The organism is Herbaspirillum camelliae, from assembly GCF_001929405.1.
In the GTDB taxonomy this organism is placed as follows: Bacteria; Pseudomonadota; Gammaproteobacteria; order Burkholderiales; family Burkholderiaceae_D; genus Herbaspirillum; species Herbaspirillum seropedicae.
The window spans coordinates 1234035-1254422 of record NZ_KV880769.1 but is presented as its reverse complement, the minus strand read 5'-3'; the positions used below and the strand labels follow the sequence as shown (position 1 = coordinate 1254422).

Sequence of the window (20388 nt, the reverse complement as noted above, 5' to 3'; positions counted from 1 at the left end):
CCCACCGGCCCTTAGCAGGGAGCCTCACCATGAAATCCGCCACCGACCAACCCGCCTCGCTCTCGGTCGCCACGCGCCTGGCGCTGAGCTTTGCCCTGGTGCTGGCGATGATGCTGGTGCTGACTGTGGTCAGCATTTCCAGGGTCAACGCCATCAACGACAGCCTGACCACCGTCAGCGATGACAACAACGTCAAGCAGCGCTACGCCATCAACTTCCGCGGCAGCGTGCACGACCGCGCCATCGCCCTGCGCGACCTGACCCTGGTGGGCGATGCCGAGTTCAAGGACGTGAGCGCCCTCATCAGCAAGCTCGACGCCGACTACCAGCGTTCGGCCAAGCTGCTCGACGAGATGTTTGCCGGCATGCAGGTGCGCCCGGAAGAACGCGCCAGCCTGGACAACATCAAGGCCGTGGAAGCCCGCGCCATGCCGCTGGCGGCCAAGGTCATCGCCGCGCGCAGCAGCGGCGATATCGACGGCGCGCGCCAGCTCATGCTGAGCCAGGCCAAGCCCGCCTTCGTCGAGTGGCTGGCCGCCATCAATCACTTCATCGACATGGAAGAAAGCATGAGCCAGGCCGAGTCGGCCAAGGCGCGCACGGTGGCGCGCGAGTTCAAGGCCTTCATGCTGGTGCTGCTGGCAGCCGCCCTGGTGGCCGGCACGGTGCTGGCCATGCTGATCACCCGCTCCATCCGTGGCGCGCTGGGCGCCGAGCCTGACGAGGTCAAGGAACTGGCGCTGGCGGTCGACCGTGGCGAGCTGTATCACGCAGCGGCGCTGCCCCTGGCCGGCAAGACGCGTGCGCGCAGCATCATGGCCACGCTCTCCGAAATGAGCGGCAACCTGCGCCACACCGTCACCCGCGTGCGCGACGCTGCCGACGGCGTGGCCACCATCAGCAGCCAGATCGCCGCCGGCAACCGCGACCTGGCCGCACGCACCGAAGACCAGGCCGCTTCGCTGGAAGAGACTGCCTCGGCCATGGAACAGCTCACCGCCACCGTCAAGCAGAACGACAACCACGCCCGCCAGGCCAACCAGCTGGCCCGCAACGCTTCCGAGATCGCGCGCCAGGGCGGCGCCATCGTGGACAACGTGGTCGATACGATGGCGGCCATCAATGTGTCCTCGCGCAAGATCGTGGACATCATCGGCGTCATCGACGGCATTGCCTTCCAGACCAATATCCTGGCCCTGAACGCGGCGGTGGAAGCCGCTCGTGCAGGCGAGCAGGGACGCGGCTTTGCGGTCGTCGCCACCGAAGTGCGCAACCTGGCGCAACGCAGTGCGGCCGCCGCCAAGGAGGTCAAGCAGCTCATTGACGACTCGGTCCAGAATGTCGAGAACGGCACGCACCTGGTCGAACAGGCCGGTCAGACCATGGAACAGATCGTGGCCAGCGTGCAGCAGGTCACTGATGTGATGGGCGAAATTTCCTCGGCCAGCCACGAGCAGAGCCTGGGCATCGAGGAAGTCCACAAGGCCATCGGGCTGATGGACCAGGTCACGCAACACAATGCAGCGCTGGTGGAACAGGCCAGCGCCGCCGTGGCCACTCTGCAGGAGCAGGCGGTGAACCTGAACCAGGCGGTGGGCGTGTTCCAGCTGGAACGGCCGGATCACTCGCCGGTGCTGCGCACCATCAACGTCAAGGCCGCCCCCGCGCTGGCGATGGACGCACGGGCAGCCTGAGCGCCGGGTTCACAATTCGGCCAGGAAGCCGGCGAGGAAATCGCGCATCCTGGCCTGTCGCTGCTCCGCCAGGCGTGCGCCGCAAACCGTCTGGAAACCCTCGGCCAGGCGCAGCAGCTTGGCCGGGAAGTGATCCAGCGCATAGCGGCCATCCTCCAGCGGGCGCGCCTGCGCTTGCGGATCGAGCGGTTCGTACAGCGACGACCCCATCCGCCCGGCCACATAGAAGCAGCGCGCCACGCCGATCATGCCGATCGCATCGAGCCGGTCGGCGTCCTGGACGATCTTCGCCTCCAGCGATTGCGGCGTGACCTGCGCCGAATAGCTGTGCGCCTGCACCGCATGAGCGACCGCCTCGATGGCGGCCTCATCCCAGCGCAGGTCGCGCAAGATCTCCCGCGCACGCTGCGCCGACAAGGCCGAGGCCTGGCTGCGCAAGGGCGAGTTCTTTTCTACCCGTATGCAGTCATGCAACAGCACGGCGGCCAGCAGGATGCGCAGATCCCCGCCCTCTTCCTTCTGCAGGCGGCAGGCATTGTTCCAGACCCGCAACAGGTGCGACAGGTCGTGCGAGCCGTCGCCAGCGTCGTCCATCACATGGGGCAACAGGTCGGCGGCAAGGGTGTCGAGCGGGGCGAAGGCGGCGGCGGTCTGGGCAAGCGTCATGAGTGGCGGGCAGAAATCGATGTCAATGCGGCAGTATCGCCGATCAGGGCCGATCATGGCGGCAGCCCGTCCAGCCCATCATTCCGATTTTCCGACAAGTGTTTTCCCGGGCTCTGATACACGCAAGGGCGCTGCATGTGAGATGATGCGGCTTCCATCTTCTCGCGACCCTGCCCCGGAACCACGATAGCGGCCTTGCTGCCGCAGCGATCCGCCAGCGCGCATGAACCGGTGTATCCGCCCCCACAGGGCGCTCTTCCGATATGCCGGAGTAAAGACGTCCGACCGTGCCGCTGCCGTGGCTGCCGCCCTTTGCGAGCGCACCGCAGCACCGTCGCCCGCCACCCGATCTTGGAGTTTGTTGCATGTTCAGCTGGTTCGAAAAACTGGTCCACCCCTATCCGGAACACCACCCCCTGCCGCCGCCACGCGGCTTCATGCGCTTCATCTGGTTCTGTACCAAGGGCGTGCGTCCCTACATCGCCGCCATGACCCTGATGACGGCCATCATCGGCGTGTTCGAAGCGCTGCTCTTTGCCGCCCTCGGGCGCATCGTCGACTGGCTGGCCAAGATCGCGCCATCACATCTGTGGTCGCAGGAAGGCCATACCCTGACCTGGCTGATGCTGATCCTGGCGGCCAGCCCGCTGCTCATTGCCTTGCAGACCATGTACAAGCACCAGACCCTGGCCGGCAACTTCCCCATGCTGCTGCGCTGGAATTTCCATCGCCTCATGTTGAGCCAGAGCATGAGCTTCTACCAGAACGAGTTCGCCGGACGGGTCGCCACCAAGGTCATGCAGACCGCCCTGGCGGTGCGTGACTTCTGCATGATCGTGGGCGATATCCTGGTCTTCATCACCATCTACTTCGCCACCCTGATCGGCGTGGTGGGCAGCTTCGACCTCTGGATGCTGGCGCCCTTCTTCATCTGGCTGGCCGCCTTCGCGGTGGCGCTGCGCTACTTCGTGCCGCGCCTGTCGGCGGTGGCGCGCAACCAGGCCGACGCCCGTTCGCTGATGACCGGTCGCATCACCGATGCCTATACCAACATCGCCACCGTCAAGCTGTTCTCGCACGCCGGCCGCGAGGCCGACTATGCGCGCAGCGCCATGCGTGAATTCCTGGTGACGGTGAACCAGCAGATGCGCCTGGTCTCGGGCTTCGAAGTGGTCAATCACCTGTTGAACATGGTGCTGATCATCGGCGCCACCGGGGTGTCGCTGTATCTGTGGACCCAGGGCAAGGTGGGCGTGGGTGCAGTGGCGGCCAGTACCGCCATGGCGCTGCGCCTGAACGGTATCGCCCACTGGGTGATGTGGGAAATGTCGTCGCTGTTCGAACACGTGGGCACGGTGCAGGATGGCATCAACACCCTGGCGCGCGCGCATGACGTCAAGGATGCGCCGGACGCCAAACCGCTCAAGGTGAGCCAGGGTGAACTGCGCTTCGAAGGCGTGAGCTTCAGCTATGGCGGCGCGGCGCCGCGCCCGGTGGTGGACAAGCTGGACCTGGTGATCCGCCCCGGTGAAAAGATCGGCCTGGTGGGCCGCTCCGGCGCGGGCAAGTCGACCATCGTCAACCTGCTGCTGCGCTTCTACGATATCGAGGGTGGCCGCATCACCATCGATGGCCAGGACATCGCCCACGTCACGCAGGACAGCCTGCGCGCGCAGATCGGCATGGTCACCCAGGACACCTCGCTGCTGCACCGTTCCGTGCGCGAGAACATCACCTATGGCCGTCCCGACGCCAGCGATGCCGAGATGACCCACGCCGCCGAACGCGCCGAGGCGCATGACTTCATCGGCACACTGGCCGACGCCAAGGGTCGCACCGGCTATGACGCGCATGTCGGCGAGCGCGGCGTGAAGCTTTCCGGCGGTCAGCGCCAGCGCATCGCCATTGCCCGCGTGATGTTGAAGGACGCGCCCATCCTGCTGCTGGACGAGGCCACCAGCGCGCTCGATTCGGAAGTGGAAGCGGCCATCCAGACTTCGCTCTACAAGCTCATGGAAGGCAAGACCGTGGTGGCCATTGCGCACCGCCTCTCCACCATTGCGGCCATGGACAGGCTCATCGTGCTGGACCAGGGCCGTATCGTCGAGCAAGGCACGCACGCTGAACTGCTGGCGGCCAATGGTTTGTATGCGCGCTTGTGGTCGCATCAAAGTGGCGGCTTCCTCGGTGAAGAGGAAGAGGATGCCGCCGTGATGGCGTAACGCCTGATTTTTATAAATGATTTAGATCATTTATGGCGGCAGCAAAAAAATGGGCGCACTGTCGAGTGCGCCCATTTTCGTTGCTTCATCCAACGACAATTTATATCTCCAACCGTTCGGACTGAGTAGGCCCTTCGGGGCCGTATCGAAGGCGCTCCGTCGGCTGTCGAACATATAAAAGCACGACGGCGAGCCTTCGATACGCGGCTTCGCCGCTACTCAGTCCGAACGGGAGTCATGTTGCCCTCTTCCAGAAAACTTACTGCAGATTGAACGAAGCCGTCTTCACCTCCTTGGAATCCAGCCCGATCTGCACCTGGAATTCGCCCGGCTCGGCCACGTATTCCAGCTTGGCGTTGTAGAAGGACAGCGCCTTGCGATCGATGCTGAACTGCACCTGCTTTTCTTCACCCGGCTGCAGCATCACCTTGCGGAAATCCTTCAACTCCTTGACCGGACGCACCACTGACGCGGCCACATCGCGGATATACAGCTGCACCACGGTCGCACCGGCGCGGCGGCCCACGTTCTTCACCGTCACGCTGGCCACTACCTTGCCGTCGGCGCTCATGCTCGGCTGCGACAGACTCACCTCCGAGAGCTTGAACTCGGTATAGCTCAAGCCGTATCCGAAGGGATACAGCGGACCATTGGGCTCATCGAAGTACTGCGAGGTGTAGTTGCCCGGCTTGCCTTCGGTGTAGGGACGGCCCACGCGCGGATGATTGTAGTAGCTGGGGATCTGGCCGACCGAACGCGGGAAGGTGATGGGCAGCTTGCCGGACGGATTGACATCGCCAAAGAGGATGTCGGCAATCGCATTGCCGCCCTCGGTGCCGGTGTACCAGGTCTCCAGGATGGCCGAGGCGTTCTCGCGCGCCCAATTGAGATCCAGCGGGCGGCCATTCATCAGCACCAGGACCAGCGGCTTGCCGGTGGCCTTGAGCGCCTTGAGCAAGTCCAGCTGGCTCTGCGGCAGCGACAGCGAAGTACGGCTGGAAGATTCGTGCGACATGCCGCGCGACTCGCCCACGGCGGCCACGATGACGTCGGCATGGCGCGCCGCCTTGACCGCTTCATCGATCATCGCCTTGGGACTGCGCTTGTCCTGCACCACTTCCGGATCATCCCAGTTCAGGAAGTTGAGGTAATCGACGATGTGCTTGTCTTCGGTGATGTTGGCGCCGCGTGCATAGACCAGCTTGCCCTCTCCGCCCAGCGCTGCCTTCAGCCCCTGGCGCAGCGTGATGGTCTGCTTGTCCTTGCCCGCAGCGGACCAACTGCCCAGCATGTCGATGTGCGAATCGGCCAGCGGACCGACCAGGGCGATGCGCGCATTCTTCTTCAGCGGCAGCGCGGCATTGCGGTTTTCCAGCAGCACCATGGACTGCTGCGCGACCTCGCGCGCATCGCGGCGATGCAGGCGGCTGTCGGCGTAGACGTCGGGCGGATCATCGGCGGCGCGGCCGATGCGCACGTACGGGTCCTTGAACAGGCCCAGGTCGTACTTGGCGCCGAGGATGTCGCGCACGGCATTGTCCAGCTCCTGCTGCGAGACCTTGCCCGAGCGCACCAGCTCCGGCAATTGCTTGATGTAGACCTGGTCGGCCATGCTCATGTCGGTGCCGGCCTTCATGGACAGGCGCGCGGCTTCACTGTCGTTCTGCGCCACGCCGTGATTGACCAGTTCGGTGATGGCGCCATGGTCGGACACCGTCAGTCCCTTGAAGCCCCAGTCGCGGCGCAACAGGTCTTGCAGCAGCCAGGTGTTGGAGGTGGCCGGGGCGCCGTTGATGGAATTGAGCGCCACCATCACCGCGCCCGCGCCGGCATCGATGGCGGCGCGATACGGCGGCAGGTAGTCGTTGTACATGCGCTGCGGGTCCATGTTGACGACGTTGTAGTCGCGTCCGCCTTCGACGGCGCCATAGAGCGCAAAGTGCTTCACGCTGGCCATCACGCGATTGGCGGCGATGGGCTTGGTGTCGCCCTGCAGCGCGCGCACCGAGACCTCGGCGATGCGCGAGACCAGATAGGGATCTTCGCCAAAGCCTTCGGAGGTGCGGCCCCAGCGCGGATCGCGGCTGATGTCCACCATCGGCGCGAAGGTCATGTCGATGCTGTCGGCGGCGGCTTCCTCGGCGGAGACGCGCATGGCGCGGGCGACCACGTCCATGTCCCAGCTGGAGGCCAGGCCCAGGCCGATAGGGAAGGTGGTGCGATGGCCGTGGATGACGTCATAGGCGAAGAACATCGGGATCTTCAAGCGCGAACGCATGGCGCCGTCCTGCAGCGGACGGTTCTCGGGACGGGTCACCGAATTGAAGGTGCCGCCCACGCGCCCGGCGGCCAGTTCCTCGGCCAGCTTCTTGGCGGGCATCTCAGGGCCGATGCTGATCAGGCGCAATTGCCCGATCTTTTCTTCCAGCGTCATCTGGCGCAGCAGGTCGTCGATAAAGGCGGTCTTGTCGCCGAGCAAGGCCGGATTGGCTTGCGCATGGGCGGTCGGGCCGGTGAGCACGGCGCTACAGGCCAGGGCGCACAGGGTGATGGCCAGGGCCAGGCGGGGACGGCGCGCGGGCGCGGCTTGCCGCTTGGTAAGCTTGTGGGACACGGGTTTCCTCTCTTTTTTAAACTTTGGCGGCAGTCTGCCCTCTACTCTGTGACCTGCACAAGCGGGACAGCAGCCGGGCGGCGGGAGCACTTATTGCTTGGGTTCTTTGATGCATGGCCAGCCGGACGGTTCGCTATATTATTCTGTTTTGATGCCTGCCGGACACGCAGGCGCATGGCGGCGCACAGCCCGATGGGGCTGGAATGCCGCATCTTTGTGGAGAAATGCATTGATCAGACATGGATTGAAATGGAGTTTTCTGCACAGCGTGATGGTATCGGCCACGCTGTCGGTTTCCTTGCTGGGCGCCTCGGCGCAGGCGCAGACCAGCCAGGGCTTCGACCTGAACCAGGCCGTGGCGCGCGCCAAGGACCTGGCCGCCAAACCCTACCAGAAGCCGGTGAGCAATCTCTCGCCGACCTTTGCGGCGATGCAGTTCGCCGACTACATGAAGATCCAGCCCAAGAGCGAGAAGTTCGAATGGCGCGACCAGAAGACGCCCTTCAAACTGGCCTTCTATCACCAGGGCATGCAGTTCAACGCCCCGGTGGCGATCCACGAGATCATCGATGGCCGGGTGCAGGACGTGGGCTACAGCACCGACCGCTTCAACTTCGGTGACCTGAACCTGGCCAAGGACAGCACCGCGCACCTGGGCTATGCGGGCTTCCGCGTGGTCTATCCCCTCAATCGCGATGACAAGGAAGACGAGGTCATGAGCGTGCTGGGCGCGAGCTATTTCCGCGTGATCGGCAAGGGGCAGGTGTATGGCCTCTCGGCGCGTGGACTGGCGATCGACACGGCCATGATGAGCGGCGAGGAATTCCCGCACTTCACCGAATTCTGGATCCAGCGCCCGGCGCCGGGCGACAAGCAGTTGACCTTTTTCGCACTACTGGATTCGCCACGCGCCACCGGCGCCTACAAGTTCACCCTCACGCCGGGCAAGGACGCCCTGCTCGATGTGCAGGCCCGTGTGTTCCTGCGCGGTGAAGTGGGCCGCCTGGGTATTGCGCCGCTGACCAGCATGTTCCTGTTCGGCCCCAACCAGCAATCCTCGCGCCGCAACTTCCGTCCGGCCATCCACGATTCCAATGGCCTGGCCATCCATACCGGCAACGGCGAATGGCTGTGGCGGCCGTTGAACGATCCGCAGAATGTGGAAGTGAGTTCCTTCGAAGTCAGCAATCCACGCGGCTTTGGCCTGTTGCAGCGTGGTCGCGAATTCTCCGCCTATGAAGACCTGAAGGACCGCTACGACCTGCGCCCCTCGGCCTGGATCGAACCCAAGGGCGACTGGGGCAAGGGGGCCGTGCAGCTGGTCGAGATTCCCACCGCCGACGAGACCAACGACAACATCGTGGCCTACTGGCTGCCTGCACAACTGCCCGCGCGCGGCACACCGCTGGCCTATGACTATCGCATACACTGGACCATGGACGAGCCGGCCATCCTCAACAATGAAGTGGGCTGGGTCAAGCAGACCTTCCATACCGATGGCGAGCTCACGCAGGCCAACCTGATCCGCGCCTTCGATGGCACCACGGCGCTGCTGGTGGACTTCACCGGTGGTCCGCTGGGCTCGCTGCCGGCGGGCACGCCGGTGCAGCCGCAGGTGAGCGTGTCCAACAATGGCGAACTCATCGATGCGCAGCTGCAGCCCAATCCGGCCATCAATGGCTGGCGGCTGACGCTGCGGGTGAAGATCCGCAATGTGGCGCAGGCGGTGGAGTTGCGCGCTGCGCTGAGCGCCAATGGCAAGCCGCTGACCGAGACCTGGAGCTATCAGTTGCCGCCGCGTTCGGATGTGCAGCGGACGTTCTAAGCTGCTGCGCGCCTTCGATACGGCCCTGAAAGGGCCTACTCAGGTCGAACGGTAGGATGAGTGCTCAATAAGTGCTCAATGAGTATTTGGAAAAAACTATTATTCTATAAATTATTTATATCAATAAAAAATGGGCTGCTCCGAATCGGGCAGCCCATTTTCTTTGGTGCATAGGATGGGTGCGATCAGCTCTCCACCGACTCCCCGCGCAAACGGGTGATGACGCCATCGAGCGCATCGAGGTCGTTGAAGCTGATGATCAGCTGGCCCTTGTTGCGTGCGCCGGTCTTGATGCTGACCTGGGTGGCCAGCAGGTCCGACAGTTCTTCTTCCAGCCGGGCGATGTCGCGGGATTTTTCCTTTCCTTCGCGCGGCTTGGCGGCCTGCTCGGCGGAGGCGCGGGTGACCAGCTTCTCGGCGTCGCGCACTGACATGCGCTTGGCCACGATCTGGTTGGCCAGCTGGATCTGGGTGGCCGAATCGACCACCAGCAGCGCGCGGGCATGGCCCATGTCGATATCGCCGGCCATGAGCATGGTCTGCACCGGCTTGGCCAGGTTGAGCAGACGCAGCAGGTTGGACACCGCACTGCGCGAACGGCCCACGGCAATGGCGGCCTGTTCATGGGTGAAGGCGAAATCGGTGATGAGGCGATGGATGCCCTGGGCTTCTTCGAGGGGATTGAGATCCTCGCGCTGCATGTTCTCGATCAGGGCCATGGCCGCCGTGGTCTGGTCGTCCACGTTCCTGACCAGCACCGGCACCTCGGTGAGGCCGGCGATCTTGGCGGCGCGGAAGCGGCGCTCGCCGGCGATGATCTCGTAGGTATCGCGGCCATTCTTCTGGCCGATGGCGCGGATCAGGATGGGCTGCAGCAGGCCCTGTTCCTTGATCGAGGCGGCCAGCTCATTGAGCGCGCCCTCGTCCATGCGGGTACGCGGCTGGTACTTGCCGGCCTGCAGTTCGGTGACCGGCATGACCGTGGGCAGGCCCTGGGCAGCGGCCTGCGCCTGGGCTTCTTCGGTGATGTCGGATGAACCGCCCAGGAGCGCGTCCAGTCCGCGTCCCAGACCCTTGGATTTTTTCGGTAGAGTTGCCATGCGATTGCCTGATGAAAACGATGCGTGATTACAGCGCGAGTTATAGCGTCTTGATGCGCTCGACCATTTCCGCGCCGAACGCGATATAGGCCTGCGCACCCTTGGACAAGGGATCAAAGGTCACCCCCGGCACCCCATACGAGGGCGCTTCAGCAAGCCGTACATTGCGCGGGATGACGGTCTTGAAGACCTTGTCGCCGAAGTGCTGTTCCAGCTGGTCCGAGACCTGTTGCGACAGCGTCATGCGCGGGTCGAACATCACGCGCAAGAGGCCGATGACCTTCAGTTCCGGGTTCAGCTTGGCGTGCACCTTCTTGATGGTGTTGACCAGGTCCGACAGCCCTTCCAGCGCGTAGTACTCGCACTGCATCGGGATGATGACCCCATGCGCCGAACACAGACCATTGAGGGTCAGCATGGACAGCGCCGGCGGGCAGTCGATGAGGATGAAGTCATAGTCGTCGGCGACCTGGGCGAAGGCGTTCTTCAGGCGCGCTTCGCGCTGTTCCAGTTCGACCATTTCCACTTCGGCGCCGGCCAGCTCGCGGTTGGCCGGCAGCACGTCGAAGCCGCCGGCTTCGGAACGCTTGCGCACGGTGCGGATGTCGGACATGCCCAGCAGCACTTCATAGATGGAGGCTTCCAGGGTGGCCTTGTTCACGCCGGCCCCCATGGTGGCATTGCCCTGCGGGTCGAGGTCGGCCAGCAGCACGCGCTGGTTCAGCTGCGCCAGGCCAGCGGCGAGATTGACGGCGGTAGTGGTCTTGCCTACGCCGCCTTTCTGGTTGGCGACACAAAATATTTTTGCCATATCTTTGTTATGTGAGCGTTATTGCGTGGTCAACTTGATGCCGAAACCGATCAGGAACACCCCTGCCGCACGCGAGGCCAACCGGGCGATGGTGCGATTGCGGGCCATGCGGCGGGCGGCGGCATTGCCGACCATGACCAGCACGCTGCCGTAGAGGAAGGTGCAGCAACTGATCACGGCGCCCATCGTGATGAAGGTCAGCGCGCCTTGTTGCGTGGCGGGATCCAGGAACAGCGGGAAGAACGCCATGTAAAACACGATGGCTTTCGGGTTGAACAAGGTGACCAGAAAGCCGCGCCGGAATTCTGCGGCGTTGGAAAAGGGTACGACTGTACCACCGCCCTCGCCTCTTGCAAACAACAGACGCGCACCGAGGTAGGCCAGATACGCCGCACCCAGGTACTGCAGACCGTGGAACAGCAAGGGATTGGCATGCAATAGCGCGGCCACGCCAGCGGCCGCCAGGAACATGAGCACGACGTCACCCAGCATCACACCGCCCTGTGCCGCAAATCCGCCACGCAGGCCGCGCTTGGCCGCGCAGGTCAGTATGCAGAACGTGCCGGGGCCGGGCAGCAGCAGAAACACCATGGTGGCGGCGATCAGTTGCCAGATATCGGTGATGCCGAGGGAATGAAACAGCGCCTGCATGATGCCGCCTCCTGTGTGCGCAAGGGCCCGGGACGGGCCGCTGGGGTGTGCTTAGGGCTTGCTCTTGACCACGCGCGAGGTGTCGAAGCCTTGCTTGGTGGCGTTGTTGAGCGCGTTCTCGTACTGCTCGTCGCTGATGGTGGGGGTGCGCGAGAGTATCCAGAGATATTCACGCGAGGGGCTGCCCACGGTGGCCAGGGTGTATTGCTGGTCGAGATCCATGATCCAGTAGTCGCCCCAGACCATCGGAATCCACGACAGCCAGGCCGGTGCGAAGCGCACTTCCAGCTTGCTGTTGTTGCTGCCGGCCACCACTCGCGCCACGCCCTTGGCCTCGTCCACGCCATCGGCGGTGCGGCAGCGGTTGGTGACATCGATCATGCCATCCGCGCGCGGCGCGTAGTCGGCGCTGGTGCTGGAGAGGCATTTCTTCTGGAAGCTGTTGGGGATCTTGGCGATCTCGTACCACTTGCCGGCGTAGCGCTTCAGATCCACCGAGGGGACGGTCTTGACTTCCTGGGCAGTGGCAGCACTTCCGACTGCCAGCAAGACCATGGCGGCCACCAGGGCCTGTTTGAGTTTGTTCATCAGGTCGTTCTTTCCATGAAGATGAGATGCCGTTCGGCATCCAGGCCCGGCACCTGCAAGGGCTGTACCTGCTGCACGGCCCAGCCCGGCGGCAACCGGTCGATTTCCTCTTGCGGCAGCACCCCCTTGAGGGCGATGTACTTGCCGCCTTGCTGCAACAGGTGGTTCGACCATGTGACGAAGTCCTTCAGTTCCGCAAAGGCGCGTGAAGTGATGACATCGTATTGTTGCTCGACGGGCAACTGTTCGACACGGGCATGCACGACCGTGACATTGCCCAGCTGCAATTGCGCCTTGACCTGGTTGAGGAAGGCCGTCTTCTTCTGCACCGTATCGACCAGGGTGATCTTCATCTGCGGCTGCGCCTCGGCCGCCCAGATGGCCAGCACGATGCCCGGCAGGCCGCCGCCGGCGCCCACGTCCAGCACGCGCTGCGCGCCGGTGAAGGCCGAGACGGCCGAGAGCGAATCGAGCAGGTGGTGCGTCACCATCTGCGCCGGGTCACGCAAGGCCGTCAGGTTGTAGACCTTGTTCCACTTGGCCAGCAAGGCCTGGTAGGCCATCAGCTTGTCGAGCTGGGCGTCGGAGAGCGTCAGGCCCATGGCCGCGGCGCCGTCCTTCAAGGTGCGGGTCAGATGGTTCAGGTCTGCAGTGTTGCTCATCCGTGATGCCTTGGTATTGATCTGGTTCGGGAAGGGTGTGCGGCTTTTTTCTTCATGCCGCCTGATTGTCGGTGGCCGTGGTCGGCTTCAGGCCGCCCTTCTTCAGATGCACCAGCAGCAGCGACAAGGCGGCCGGCGTCACGCCCGAAATCCGCGAGGCCTGACCCAGGGTTTCCGGACGATGCTTGTTGAGCTTCTGGCGCACTTCGATGGACAGCGCCTTGACGTCCATGTAGTCGAGATCGGCGGGCAGCTTCAGGTTTTCATTGTGATCCTGGCGGCTGATCTCGTTGGCCTGGCGGGCAATGTAGCCGGCGTACTTGACCTGGATCTCGACCTGTTCGCGCACCGGACCGTCTTCGATGCCGGGGCCGGCCAGCGCCTGGCCTTCGGTACCGGTCAGGCCCATCAGGCTGTCATAGCTGACGTTGGGACGACGCAGCAGGTCCAGCAGGTTGTATTCACGCTCGATGGCCTTGCCCAGCACACGCTCGGCTTCGGCGGCGGCGAGGATGCGCGGATTGACCCAGGTGGACTTGAGGCGCTCCATTTCACGTGAAACAGCTTCGCGCTTCCTGTCGAAGGCTTCCCATTGCGCATCACCCACGCAGCCAAGTTCGCGGCCGATTTCGGTGAGGCGCAGGTCGGCATTGTCTTCGCGCAGCGAGAGACGATACTCGGCGCGGCTGGTGAACATGCGATACGGCTCTTGCACGCCCTGGGTGACCAGGTCGTCGACCAGCACGCCCAGATAGGCTTCATCACGACGCGGGGTCCAGGCTTCGCGGCCCTGGGTCTGCAGGGCGGCGTTAATGCCGGCCAGCATGCCCTGGGCGGCGGCTTCTTCGTAGCCGGTGGTGCCGTTGATCTGGCCGGCGAAGAACAGGCCCTGCACCTGGCGCGTTTCCAGCGAGGACTTCAGGCCGCGCGGGTCGTAGTAATCGTATTCGATGGCATAGCCGGGACGCAGGATGTGGGCGTTTTCCATGCCCTTCATCGAGCGCACCAGTTCCAGCTGCACATCGAAGGGCAGGCTGGTGGAGATGCCATTGGGGTAGAACTCGTGGGTCGTCAGGCCCTCGGGTTCCAGGTAGATCTGGTGCGAATCCTTGCTGGCGAAACGGTGGATCTTGTCTTCGATGGAGGGGCAGTAACGCGGGCCCACACCTTCGATCACGCCGGTGTACATGGGGCTGCGATCCAGCCCGCCACGGATGATGTCGTGGGTGCGGCTGTTGGTATGGGTGATCCAGCACGGCATCTGGCGCGGGTGCATGGCGGCATTGCCCATAACGGAGAACACTGGCACCGGGTCCAGGTCGCCCGGCTGTTCTTCCAGGATAGCCAGGTTGATGCTGCGGCCATCGATACGCGGCGGCGTGCCCGTCTTCAGGCGCCCTTGCGGCAGCTTCAATTCCTTCAGGCGCGCCGACAGCGACACCGCCGGCGGATCACCGGCACGGCCGCCGGAGTAGTTGTTGAGACCAACGTGGATCTTCCCATCCAGGAAAGTCCCTGCGGTCAGCACCACTGCCCTGCCCGCGAACCGGATTCCGGCCTGGGTCACGGCGCCCACCACGCGATCCCCCTCCAGCATCAGGTCGTCCACTGCCTGCTGGAACAGCCACAGGTTGGGCTGGTTTTCCAGGCGCGAACGGATCGCCGCCTTGTACAGGATGCGGTCGGCCTGGGCACGCGTGGCGCGCACAGCCGGTCCCTTGGAGGAATTCAGGATGCGGAATTGAATACCGGCTTCGTCGGTGGCAATGGCCATCGCCCCACCCATGGCATCCACTTCCTTGACCAGGTGGCCCTTGCCGATCCCGCCAATGGAGGGATTGCAGGACATCTGGCCCAGGGTTTCGATGTTGTGCGTCAGGAGCAGGGTTTTCTGGCCCATGCGTGCTGCGGCCAGTGCAGCTTCGGTGCCGGCGTGACCGCCGCCAACGACAATGACGTCAAATTGTGTGGGAAATAGCATGATGCGCGCCTCGCGGAGAGGTAAGAACAGAGGCGAGATTATAAGACCTTTTATCCGGGCGGGTCGGATGCCGCTCCCAAGGCTGTTGGTTTACCGCACTTCCCTACCCTGCGACCTGCTATTACTTTCACAAAGCGATAGCTAGAGCTGATCAATGAAACATTCGCTGGGCTGTTTCACGTGAAACAATGCGCGTCAAAATAAAAGCGGAGCCATAGGTTGGCTCCGCTTCAATTTCAACATCAACTTTCAGCTACCTCGACTGTTTCACGTGAAACATCATCGGAAGAACGCGTCATACCCGGACTTCAGGATCAGCACGCCCACCACCACCAAGAACAACTTGCGGACAAACACGCTGCCGTGCTTCATGGCCAACTTGGTTCCCATCAGCGAACCCGCCACATTGAACACCGCCATCAGCAAACCCAGCTGCCAGATCACATGCCCGCTATAGCCGAACCAGCACAGGGCCGCAAGATTGGTCGCCACATTCACGAACTTGGCTGCCGCCGAGGCTGACAGGAAATCGTAGCTGAATACCCGTACAAAGAGGAAGACCAGAAAACTGCCAGTGCCAGGACCAAAGACGCCGTCATAGAACCCCACTGCTCCACCGATCAACGCCGCGTAGATGATCTCGCGGCTTCCGCTCAGGGTAGGTGCATGGGTAGTGCCGAAGTCTTTCTTCTTCAGCGTATAAAGCGCCACAGCGATCAAGACGAAAGGCAAAGCCTTCCGGATCAGGTCCGTCGGGATATGGGTGACGACATAGGCGCCGAAAAAGGAAAACGCAAAGGCCGCCATGGCCGCCGGGGTGACCGTACTCCAGCGCACCGCCACCTTGCGGGCAAAGTTGATGGCCGCGGCGCTGGTCCCCATGACGCCCGTAACCTTGTTGGTCCCCAGCAAGGTCGCTGGCGTGGTTGTGGGGAAGACCGAGAACAGCGTCGGCACCAGCACCAGGCCGCCACCGCCCACCACCGCATCAATCAGACCGGCGACGAAGGCCGCCCCGCAGAGGATGAAGTAATCAAGCACGGCCGCCCTCCCCTCTGGAGCAGGATGCAGACAACGAGGGAGACATACAGCAACAGCGGCAGCAAGCGCGGAAACGGAACATGGAATCGGAAGCAAAGGTGGATGACGAAAGCCGGAAAGAAGAAGCCGAACCGGCAGCACCATCGTAGCCCTCCCCTGACCGGCCCACATTCTACCGCCCAGCCCGCCGCTGCATCAGCAACAGATGAAGCCAGCCTGGGCCTATTTTTGAACCTGTCCCTGGCTCTGTTACGCAACACCGGGCATCTGTTCCGCATGCACAAAAAATTACCGCCGGAAAATCACCCGAAAAGGTGATTGCCGGCGGCAAGGGGATCGTCGTCGCCGACGTTCCCGGCTCTGTTGATCTGTTCGGTCTAGTGCGACCCGCTGGTCTGCCCTTTCCGCGTCAAGGCCAGGATCTCCCCGACGATGCCCTTGCGGAAGGCCAGCACACAGACGATGAAGATGAAGCCCGTCACGATGGTCACCGAATCGCCCAGAGTATTGAACCAGTCGATATGGGTGACACTGGCCAGCCAGGTGCCGATATCACCGAGCTTGTTCTCCAGCATGATGATGATGACCGCACCCACGATGGGTCCGAGGATGGTGCCCAGGCCCCCCACCAGCGTCATCAGTACCACCAGGCCGGACATGCTCCAGTGCACGTCGGTGAGGGTCTCGAAGCCCAGCACCAGTGTCTTGGTAGCGCCTGCCAGCCCTGACAGCCCGGCCGACAGCACGAAGGCCAGCAGCTTGTAGCGCGCCACGTCATAGCCCAGCGAGATCGCGCGCGGCTCGTTCTCCTTGATGGCCTTCAAGACCTGGCCGAAGGGCGAATGGATGGTCCGCACGATCAGCGCAAAGCCCGCCACCGCAATGGCCAGCACGACGTAGTACAGGGTCATGTCGCTTTCCAGGTTCAGGAAGCCCAGCAGCTTGCCGCGCGGCACGCCCTGCAAGCCATCCTCGCCGCCGGTGAAGGGCGCCTGCAAGGCTACGAAGAACAGCATCTGCGCCAGCGCCAGCGTGATCATGGTGAAGTAGATGCCCTGGCGGCGGATCGCCAGCAGGCCCATCACCAGACCGATCAGCGCCCCGGTCAGGGTACCGACGATCAGGCCCAGTTCAGTGGGCAGGCCCCACACTTTCAAGGCCTGGCCGCACATGTAGCCAGCCCAGCCCAGGAAGGCCGCGTGGCCGAAGGACAGCAGGCCGGTGTAGCCGATCAGCAGGTTGAAGGCGCAGGCGAACAGCGCAAAGCACAGCATCTTCATCAGGAACACCGGGTAGATACCGAACGGCGCCGCCAACAACAATATTAGTAAAACAGCAATTCCGATTTTCTTGTTCATGCCGGTCTCCGATTATTTCTCTTTGCCGAACAGGCCGGCCGGACGGACCATCAGGACGATGGCCATGATGATGAAGACCACGGTGGCCGACAGCTCCGGGTAGAACACCCGGGTCAGGCCTTCGATCAAGCCCAGCACCAGGCCCGTGATGATGGAGCCGAGGATGGAGCCCATGCCGCCGATCACCACCACGGCGAAGACGGTAATGATCAGGTTGGAGCCCATGAGCGGTGAGACCTGGATCACCGGGGCGGCCAGCACGCCCGCAAAGGCCGCCAGCGCCACGCCGAAGCCGTAGGTCAGGGTCACCATCAGCGGCACGTTGATGCCGAAGGCTTCGACCAGCTTGGGGTTCTCGGTGCCGGCGCGCAGATAGGCGCCCAGGCGGGTCTTCTCGATCACGAACCAGGTCGCGAAGCAGACGATCAGCGACGCCACCACGACCCAGGCGCGATAGTTGGGCAGCACCATGAAGCCGAGGTTGGTCGCCCCCTGCAGCAGGTCCGGTACCGAATACGGCTGGCCGGAGACGCCATAGATGGAGCGGAAGATACCCTCGATCATCAGCGTGATACCGAAGGTCAGCAGAAGGCCATAGAGGTGGTCCAGCTTGTAGAGCCAGCGCAGCATGGTCTTCTCGATGACGATGCCGAAGGCACCCACCAGAATAGGCGCCACGATGAGCATGACCCAATAGTTCAGGCCGAGATAGGAAAGCCCCATCCACGCCAGGAAAGCGCCCAGCATGTAGAGCGTGCCGTGGGCGAAGTTGATCACGTTGAGCAAGCCGAAGATCACCGCCAGGCCCAGCGAGAGCATGGCGTAGAAGGAGCCGTTGACCAGTCCCAGCAGCAGCTGGCTCAACAAGGCTTGCAGGGGTATGCCGAATAGTTCCATAAAAACCCGTTCATCCAGATGGGTGAAGATCACCATCGCCTACAGCCGCCCTACAGCAAAAATCTGCCATCCCCGCGTGAACAGAAATGACAGATTTTGCTGGGCTGTGCGATGGCCTTACTGCTACGTCTTGCTTACTTCCAGGCCGCGCACTTGGATTCGGCCTTGGTGGTCCAGGCCTGCTCTGCGGGGATGGTCTGCACCAGCTTGTAGTAGTCCCACGGATACTTCGATTCCGACTGGGCCTTGACCTGGTACAGGTACATGTCGTGCATCACGCGGCCGTCAGCGCGCAGGTAGCCGTTCTTCTGGTACATGTCGTTGAACTTGGCCTTGCGCAGCGCCGCCATGACCTTGTCGGAGTCGTCGGTACCGATTTCCTTGACCACCTTCAGGTATTGCAACGCTGCCGAGTAGTCAGCGGCTTGCAGGGAGGATGGCATTTTCTTGCGCACGGCGAAGTAGCGCTTGGCGAAGGCGCGGGTTTCTTCATTGGCGTCCCAGTACCAGCTGTCGGTCAGGTACAGGCCTTCGGTATTCTTCAGCGTCAGCGAGTGCACGTCGTTGATGAATACCAGCAGACCGGCCAGCTTGGCGGTCTTGGTGATGCCGAACTCGTTGGCCGCCTTCACCGAGTTGATGAAGTCGCCACCGGCGTTGGCCAGGCCAATGATCTGGGCCTTGGAGCTCTGCGCCTGCAGCAGGAAGGAGGAGAAGTCGGACGCGCCTAGCGGGTGCTTGACCGAACCCACCACGGTGCCGCCGGAGGCCTTCACGACGTTGGCGGTATCGGACTCCAGCGAATGGCCGAAGGCATAGTCAGCGGTCAGGAAGAACCAGCTCTTGCCGCCCTGCTTGACCACCGCCGAACCGGTCCCCTTGGCCAGGGCCACGGTGTCGTAGGCGTAGTGCACGGTATAGGGCGAGCATTCTTCATTGGTCAGACGGGCCGAGCCGGCGCCGATCTGCATGTAGACCTTCTTCTTTTCCGAGGCCACCTTGGCACTGGCCAGGGCGGTGCCGGAGTTGGTGCCGCCGATGAGCATGTCCACGCCCTGCTGGTCGAACCATTCACGGGCCTTGCTGGCGGCCACGTCGGCCTTGTTCTGGTGGTCGGCCACCAGCAGTTCGATCTTCTTGCCATTGATGGCGCCGCCCATGTCGGCGATGGCCATCTTGATGGCTTCCGCACCACCCTGGCCGTCGATGTCGGAATACACGCCCGAGATGTCGGTGATGAAACCGATCTTGATCACATCACCCGAGATCTGGGCCGATGCCGATGCCGACGCGAATGCCGCCGCTGCTGCGGTGATCGCCAGTGCCATTGCCTTAAGTTTCATTGTCATCTCCTCTGTTATGAAGCCCGCTTGTGATAGTGGTGCGAGTTGAACTGATGCAGCGGAGGATCGCTCCCCCGTCACTGATGCTTACGTATTAGTGTTCAGTACTTGTTAAGCAGTACTTCTTGTTCTGGTGAAGCAGGTGCTACGGAAAAATCACGCTTGCCGATCAAGCCAGGGCCGATCAGACGCCGAGCAGTTCGTTCAGGGTCTGCATCTTCGCTTCCAGCTGCGAGGACGCAAAGGACTCGACGATCTGACCGTGTTCCATCACATAGAAACGATCGGCCAGGGGCGCAGCAAAGCGGAAGTTCTGCTCGACCATCACGATGGTGTAGCCCTTGGCCTTCAGGGTCGTGATCATGCGCGCCAGCGCCTGCACGATGACCGGGGCCAGGCCTTCGGAGATCTCGTCCAGCAGCAGCAGCCGCGCACCGGTGCGCAGGATGCGGGCCACCGCCAGCATCTGCTGTTCGCCACCGGACAGGCGCGTGCCCTGGCTGTTGCGACGTTCCTTCAGGTTCGGGAACATCTCGTAGATCTCGTCGATGGACATGCCCTTGTCGGTCTTGGAGACAAAGGGCGGCAACATCAGGTTTTCTTCGGCCGAGAGCGAGGAGAAGATGCCCCGCTCTTCCGGGCAGTACCCCACGCCGTGGTGAGCGATCTTGTGGGTGGCCAGGTTGATGGTCTCCTGGCCGTTGATCTTGATCGATCCCTTGCGCGTGCCGACCAAGCCCATGATGGAACGCAGCGTGGTGGTGCGACCGGCACCATTGCGGCCCAGGAGCGTGACCACCTCGCCCTGGTGGACGTTGAGGTTGACGTTGTGCAGGATGTGCGATTCGCCGTACCAGGATTGCAGATCGCTGATCTGCAGCACCAGCGGCGCGGAGGAAGAAGAAGTCGTCATGGCGTCGGCATTCAGGGTGGCG

Annotated in this window: 17 protein-coding genes; 4 read left to right on the top strand and 13 right to left on the bottom strand. The window is 62.8% G+C overall.

Annotated features, from left to right (window positions below; all coding sequences use genetic code 11):
- Positions 1 to 29: 29 nt before the first annotated feature.
- Positions 30 to 1694 carry a methyl-accepting chemotaxis protein gene (locus BGK68_RS05675; RefSeq protein WP_075256265.1) on the top strand — a complete coding sequence of 555 codons (1665 nt, stop codon included), beginning with the start codon at positions 30 to 32 and terminating at the stop codon, positions 1692 to 1694.
- Positions 1695 to 1703: 9 nt separating this feature from the next.
- Here BGK68_RS05675 and BGK68_RS05670 read toward each other — a convergent pair whose 3' ends face one another.
- Positions 1704 to 2360, bottom strand: a complete 657-nt coding sequence (locus BGK68_RS05670; protein WP_075259692.1) for an HD domain-containing protein — start codon at positions 2358 to 2360, stop codon at positions 1704 to 1706.
- A 365-nt stretch (positions 2361 to 2725) separates the two neighbouring features.
- Here BGK68_RS05670 and BGK68_RS05665 point away from each other — a divergent pair, with 365 nt between their 5' ends.
- On the top strand, positions 2726 to 4582 hold the full coding sequence (locus tag BGK68_RS05665; protein ID WP_075256264.1) for an ABC transporter ATP-binding protein: 1857 nt from the start codon (positions 2726 to 2728) through the stop codon (positions 4580 to 4582).
- A gap of 259 nt (positions 4583 to 4841) precedes the next feature.
- Here the strand turns inward: BGK68_RS05665 and bglX are convergent, their stop codons facing one another.
- Positions 4842 to 7196, bottom strand: a complete 2355-nt coding sequence (gene bglX, locus BGK68_RS05660; protein ID WP_075256263.1) for a beta-glucosidase BglX — start codon at positions 7194 to 7196, stop codon at positions 4842 to 4844.
- Between the two features lie 271 nt (positions 7197 to 7467).
- Between bglX and BGK68_RS05655 the strand changes: the two genes are divergently transcribed.
- Positions 7468 to 9021, top strand: a complete 1554-nt coding sequence (locus BGK68_RS05655; RefSeq protein ID WP_075256262.1) for a glucan biosynthesis protein G — start codon at positions 7468 to 7470, stop codon at positions 9019 to 9021.
- 185 nt (positions 9022 to 9206) lie between these two features.
- On the opposite strand, the gene BGK68_RS05650 is transcribed toward BGK68_RS05655, so the two are convergent.
- From BGK68_RS05650 to BGK68_RS05620, 7 genes are all read right to left on the bottom strand, one after another.
- Positions 9207 to 10121, bottom strand: coding sequence for a ParB/RepB/Spo0J family partition protein (locus BGK68_RS05650; protein WP_075256261.1), 915 nt, complete (start codon positions 10119 to 10121; stop codon positions 9207 to 9209).
- Positions 10122 to 10161: 40 nt separating this feature from the next.
- Positions 10162 to 10932, bottom strand: coding sequence for a ParA family protein (locus BGK68_RS05645; protein ID WP_075256260.1), 771 nt, complete (start codon positions 10930 to 10932; stop codon positions 10162 to 10164).
- A gap of 18 nt (positions 10933 to 10950) precedes the next feature.
- Positions 10951 to 11583 carry a leucine efflux protein LeuE gene (gene leuE / locus BGK68_RS05640; protein WP_075256259.1) on the bottom strand — a complete coding sequence of 211 codons (633 nt, stop codon included), beginning with the start codon at positions 11581 to 11583 and terminating at the stop codon, positions 10951 to 10953.
- 51 nt (positions 11584 to 11634) lie between these two features.
- On the bottom strand, positions 11635 to 12171 hold the full coding sequence (locus BGK68_RS05635) for a lipocalin family protein (protein ID WP_075256258.1): 537 nt from the start codon (positions 12169 to 12171) through the stop codon (positions 11635 to 11637).
- A complete protein-coding gene (gene rsmG / locus BGK68_RS05630; protein ID WP_075256257.1) occupies positions 12171 to 12833 on the bottom strand; it encodes a 16S rRNA (guanine(527)-N(7))-methyltransferase RsmG in 663 nt (220 codons plus the stop codon). Before rsmG ends, BGK68_RS05635 begins: the two co-directional genes overlap by 1 nt.
- A 52-nt stretch (positions 12834 to 12885) precedes the next feature.
- Positions 12886 to 14814, bottom strand: coding sequence for a tRNA uridine-5-carboxymethylaminomethyl(34) synthesis enzyme MnmG (gene mnmG / locus BGK68_RS05625; RefSeq protein ID WP_075256256.1), 1929 nt, complete (start codon positions 14812 to 14814; stop codon positions 12886 to 12888).
- Between the two features lie 279 nt (positions 14815 to 15093).
- Positions 15094 to 15855 carry a sulfite exporter TauE/SafE family protein gene (locus BGK68_RS05620; protein ID WP_075256255.1) on the bottom strand — a complete coding sequence of 254 codons (762 nt, stop codon included), beginning with the start codon at positions 15853 to 15855 and terminating at the stop codon, positions 15094 to 15096.
- A gap of 102 nt (positions 15856 to 15957) precedes the next feature.
- On the opposite strand from BGK68_RS05620, the gene BGK68_RS27325 reads away from it, so the two are divergent.
- Complete coding sequence (locus BGK68_RS27325) at positions 15958 to 16173, top strand: hypothetical protein (protein ID WP_143432958.1); 216 nt, start codon at positions 15958 to 15960, stop codon at positions 16171 to 16173.
- A gap of 59 nt (positions 16174 to 16232) precedes the next feature.
- Here the strand turns inward: BGK68_RS27325 and BGK68_RS05615 are convergent, their stop codons facing one another.
- From BGK68_RS05615 to BGK68_RS05600, 4 genes are all read right to left on the bottom strand, one after another.
- Positions 16233 to 17213 carry a branched-chain amino acid ABC transporter permease gene (locus BGK68_RS05615; RefSeq protein WP_075256254.1) on the bottom strand — a complete coding sequence of 327 codons (981 nt, stop codon included), beginning with the start codon at positions 17211 to 17213 and terminating at the stop codon, positions 16233 to 16235.
- A gap of 12 nt (positions 17214 to 17225) precedes the next feature.
- Complete coding sequence (locus tag BGK68_RS05610) at positions 17226 to 18110, bottom strand: branched-chain amino acid ABC transporter permease (RefSeq protein WP_013236703.1); 885 nt, start codon at positions 18108 to 18110, stop codon at positions 17226 to 17228.
- Between the two features lie 134 nt (positions 18111 to 18244).
- Positions 18245 to 19453 (bottom strand): ABC transporter substrate-binding protein, encoded by a 1209-nt coding sequence (locus BGK68_RS05605; protein WP_075256253.1) that lies wholly within the window; start codon positions 19451 to 19453, stop codon positions 18245 to 18247.
- Between the two features lie 184 nt (positions 19454 to 19637).
- A complete protein-coding gene (locus tag BGK68_RS05600; protein ID WP_013236705.1) occupies positions 19638 to 20366 on the bottom strand; it encodes an ABC transporter ATP-binding protein in 729 nt (242 codons plus the stop codon).
- Positions 20367 to 20388: the final 22 nt, after the last annotated feature.

Bases quoted from the DNA above. Each gene is read 5' to 3' on its own strand.
- BGK68_RS05605 (WP_075256253.1), bottom strand. From the start codon at position 19,453: ATGAAACTTAAGGCAATGGCACTGGCGATCACCGCAGCAGCGGCGGCA.
- BGK68_RS27325 (WP_143432958.1), top strand. From the start codon at position 15,958: ATGACGAAAGCCGGAAAGAAGAAGCCGAACCGGCAGCACCATCGTAGC.
- BGK68_RS05615 (WP_075256254.1), bottom strand. From the start codon at position 17,213: ATGAACAAGAAAATCGGAATTGCTGTTTTACTAATATTGTTGTTGGCG.
- leuE (WP_075256259.1), bottom strand. From the start codon at position 11,583: ATGCAGGCGCTGTTTCATTCCCTCGGCATCACCGATATCTGGCAACTG.
- mnmG (WP_075256256.1), bottom strand. From the start codon at position 14,814: ATGCTATTTCCCACACAATTTGACGTCATTGTCGTTGGCGGCGGTCAC.
- BGK68_RS05610 (WP_013236703.1), bottom strand. From the start codon at position 18,110: ATGGAACTATTCGGCATACCCCTGCAAGCCTTGTTGAGCCAGCTGCTG.
- BGK68_RS05675 (WP_075256265.1), top strand. From the start codon at position 30: ATGAAATCCGCCACCGACCAACCCGCCTCGCTCTCGGTCGCCACGCGC.
- BGK68_RS05670 (WP_075259692.1), bottom strand. From the start codon at position 2,360: ATGACGCTTGCCCAGACCGCCGCCGCCTTCGCCCCGCTCGACACCCTT.
- BGK68_RS05645 (WP_075256260.1), bottom strand. From the start codon at position 10,932: ATGGCAAAAATATTTTGTGTCGCCAACCAGAAAGGCGGCGTAGGCAAG.
- BGK68_RS05650 (WP_075256261.1), bottom strand. From the start codon at position 10,121: ATGGCAACTCTACCGAAAAAATCCAAGGGTCTGGGACGCGGACTGGAC.
- BGK68_RS05635 (WP_075256258.1), bottom strand. From the start codon at position 12,171: ATGAACAAACTCAAACAGGCCCTGGTGGCCGCCATGGTCTTGCTGGCA.
- BGK68_RS05665 (WP_075256264.1), top strand. From the start codon at position 2,726: ATGTTCAGCTGGTTCGAAAAACTGGTCCACCCCTATCCGGAACACCAC.
- rsmG (WP_075256257.1), bottom strand. From the start codon at position 12,833: ATGAGCAACACTGCAGACCTGAACCATCTGACCCGCACCTTGAAGGAC.
- BGK68_RS05600 (WP_013236705.1), bottom strand. From the start codon at position 20,366: ATGACGACTTCTTCTTCCTCCGCGCCGCTGGTGCTGCAGATCAGCGAT.
- BGK68_RS05655 (WP_075256262.1), top strand. From the start codon at position 7,468: ATGGTATCGGCCACGCTGTCGGTTTCCTTGCTGGGCGCCTCGGCGCAG.